This is a genomic window from Escherichia sp. AM3, from assembly GCF_032029835.1.
Classification (GTDB): Bacteria; Pseudomonadota; Gammaproteobacteria; order Enterobacterales; family Enterobacteriaceae; genus Escherichia; species Escherichia coli.
Genome location: NZ_JAVUPQ010000986.1, coordinates 1 through 270 on the forward strand (window position 1 = coordinate 1; position 270 = coordinate 270).

Below are 270 nucleotides of genomic sequence, written 5' to 3' on the forward strand. Positions count from 1 at the left end.
TCAAAGGTAGTGAAGATCTTCACGCCGGAGAGATCTTTTACCTTATCGCCCAGTTTTGCCTGCAGCTCCTGACGCACCAGTTGCATAAAGGCTGGCTGAGGAGAGATCACCCCACCGCGCGGCTGAACCCCCAGCGGACGGGCACTCAACATGTCATAGAGTTCTTGATCAATAATCTGTTGCTGTTGCAGCAGACGCAGCACCAGATTACGTCGCTCCAGCGCCAGTTTTGGGTTACGCCACGGGTTGTAGATGGACGCCCCTTTCACC

At 54.8% G+C, this 270-nt stretch carries 1 pseudogene; it reads right to left on the reverse strand.

The window, feature by feature from the left end:
* Positions 1-270, reverse strand: a pseudogene (gene mrcB, locus RTW80_RS29355) (bifunctional glycosyl transferase/transpeptidase); the annotation flags it as partial.